Genomic DNA, 2,714 nt, shown 5'->3' with positions numbered 1-2,714 from the left:
CTAGGCCAAACGGGGAGGGCCGCCGGCGCCAGGACGACGGCGCTCAACGGGCGCCTGACGGCGCGGCGGGGCGTCAAGGCATTACTGGAACAGCACGTCCCACCACACGCGGACCCCGGTCAGGACGATGATCACCAAGAGCGTCAGCTTGAGGTGGGAGCCCTTCACGTGCCGGCTGACCGCCGCCCCGATCTGGGCGCCGGGCAGCGCGCCCAGCGCGACGGCGATGGCTGGCTCCGGCGGGATCTGACCGGTCACGAGCTTGCCGGCGAAGCCCGCGGTCGCGGCCAGAGCCGTGATGGCGAGCGAACTGCCGATGGTCACGCGGATCGGGACGCCGACGACGATGAGGAGCAGCGGCACCAGCAGGAACGCGCCACCCGCCCCTACGAAGCCCGCCGCCAGGCCCACCGCGCCGGCCACGGCGATGGTCCGCGGCCGGCTGAACCGCGTGGGCTCGACCGGGCTCGGCGGCGGCCCCAGCAGCTCGACGGGCGTGAGCATCAGGAGCGCGGCGGCCGTCACCATGAGCGCGAACACGATCAGCAACCAGCGGTCGTTCACGTGCTTGGAGACCAGCGCGCCGACGAACGAGCCGGCGGCCATCGTGACCCCACCCACCAGGGCCAGGTCCGCGTTGACGAACTTGTGGCGGCGGTGCGCGATCACTCCCGAGAGCGCGGCGACGAAGACCTGGGCCATCGTCACCGCGGCGACCGCCTTGACGTCGAGGGCGCCGACGCCGAGCAGCGGCGGCACGTACAGCAGGAGCGGGATCATCACCAGGGCACCGCCCACACCGAGCAGGCCGGCGATGAAGGCGCCCAGCACGCCGAGCCCCACCAGCGTGACGGCGAAGACCAGCGTCACGCTAGGGTCCCGTCCTCGAAGTCATATTAAGGGCCTGCCAGCACGCGGCGCCGGGGCCGACGGACGCGTGCCGCGTGGTCCCGCGAGCCCTGCCGCGCGCCGCGTCGGCCCCGCCGGCAGCGGCAATCCCCGATCGCGTGGCCAGGACACAGGTTTCTCCGACACGCACCTACCGCTGGCTGCTGAAGTACGCGGCGAGGTCGGCGAACGTCTCGTCGGGGATCGTCTTCATGAGCGCCTTCAACGCCTTGAGGCGCTCGTCGCCGGGGCTGCGCCGGTCCTCCTTGAAGAGCAGCATCTGGGTTCTGAGATAGCCGGGCGGCTGGCCCGTGATGTCGGGGATGAGCTTGGCCCGATCGCCCTTGCCCTCGGGGCCGTGGCAGACGGCGCACTGCTGGGCCGCCGCGCGCCCCCGCTCCACCGCCGCCGCATTCACCTTGACCTTCGTGGCCGCGCGCTGCTGGCTCGCGAAGTACGCGGCGACGTCGTCCAGGCCCAGTTCCAGCACCTGCTTGGCGTAGGGCTCCATCTCCGGTGAGGGCCGCCGGCCGGCGGCGTAATCCTGGATCGCCTTCTTGAAGTACTCCGGCCACAGCCCGGCCAGGATCGGCATGGTGTCGGACGGACTCTGGCCGCCGGCCCCATGGCAGGCGGCGCAGTTCAGCGCCTTGGCGGCGCCGGGCGCGTCGAGCGGCCCGGCCCCGGCGGCGCCGGCGACGGCGAGGATGAACACCAGGGTGAGCGCGATCCGCATCGTCGTCTCCTTTCGCTCTCAGCCGAGGATGTCGTTCCAGATGCTGGCCGCCCAGCCCACCGAGTTCTGGGCGACGGCGACGGACTGGCCCGGGGTGAGCTTCTGCTCGATCTGGACGACCTTGCCGCCGTCGATCTTGTAGGCGTTGACGACGGCGATCGCCTCCCGGTCGTTGACCCAGCTGTAGCAGGTGTTGCCGGGGGGCAGGGCCGGCGGCTGCTTGCCGGCAAGCAGGTGCGCGACCGCGACCGCGCAGATCTTGCCCATGGCGTTGGCGATGTTCCCGGACTTGGGCACGGGCAGCCCGATCGTCGAGTCGCCGATCACGTGGATGTCCCGGTGCTTGACGGACTCGTAGGTCACGTGATTGACCTCGCACCAGCGCTTGTCGGCGCCCACCAGATCCGCCTGCACCGCGATGGTCCCCGCCCGCTGGGGGGGGATGAGATTGACGACGTCGTATTTCACCTTGTCGCCGAAGTCCGTGGTGACCTCGCGCGCGCTCGGATCCACCTTGACGACCTTGTTGGACGCCCGATAGTCGATGTTCGGGTAGTCACGCCAGGCCGCCCGGAAGAGCCCGGTCTTGGAGATGATGTTCTGGTTGGCGTCGAGCACGATGACCTTCGACTTCGGCTTGTTGTTCTTGAGATACCAGGCCACCTGGCAGGTGCGCTCGTAGGGGCCGGGCGGGCAGCGGTAGGCGGCGGGCGGGATCGTCAGGACGAAGACCCCGCCGTCGGGCATCGACTGTAGCTGGGCGGCCAGTTGGACCGTCTGCGGCCCCGCCTTCCAGGCGTGCAGGACCTTGTCCTGATTCTCCGCCAGCCCCTCGACCTGCTCCCACTGGAACTCCACTCCCGGCGAGACGATGAGCCGGTCGTACTGCAGATAGCCTTCGCCGACCCGAACGCGCCGGGTGTCCGGCTCGATCGCCGTCGCCGCCTCATGGCGCACGCTTACGCCGTGACGCCGCAGCCCGCGGTAGTCGAACGTGAGGCTGTCGATCGTCCGCACCCCGCTCAGCACGAGGTTGCTGAACGGGCAGGAGACGAACGTGCGGTTCGGCTCCAGTAGGATCACCTCGATC

General features: G+C 70.2%; 3 protein-coding genes. All 3 read right to left on the bottom strand.

Going from position 1 to position 2,714, the window contains the following annotated elements; all coding sequences use genetic code 11:
• Positions 1-81: 81 nt before the first annotated feature.
• The gene (locus VGV13_12020; protein ID HEV8641817.1) at positions 82-870 is read right to left on the bottom strand and encodes a sulfite exporter TauE/SafE family protein; all 789 of its coding nucleotides are present in this window, start codon (positions 868-870) and stop codon (positions 82-84) included.
• Between the two features lie 169 nt (positions 871-1,039).
• A complete protein-coding gene (locus VGV13_12015) occupies positions 1,040-1,624 on the bottom strand; it encodes a c-type cytochrome (GenBank protein ID HEV8641816.1) in 585 nt (194 codons plus the stop codon).
• 18 nt (positions 1,625-1,642) lie between these two features.
• The coding region (locus tag VGV13_12010) for an FCSD flavin-binding domain-containing protein (protein ID HEV8641815.1) at positions 1,643-2,714 on the bottom strand (1,072 nt) is incomplete at its 5' end.

It is taken from the genome of Candidatus Methylomirabilota bacterium, assembly GCA_036001065.1.
Classification (GTDB): Bacteria; Methylomirabilota; Methylomirabilia; order Rokubacteriales; family CSP1-6; genus MNEF01.
This window is presented reverse-complemented; position numbering and strand designations above follow the sequence as displayed.

Excerpts from the sequence above, each read along its gene's own strand:
- VGV13_12015 (HEV8641816.1), bottom strand. The coding sequence starts at position 1,624 with ATGCGGATCGCGCTCACCCTGGTGTTCATCCTCGCCGTCGCCGGCGCC.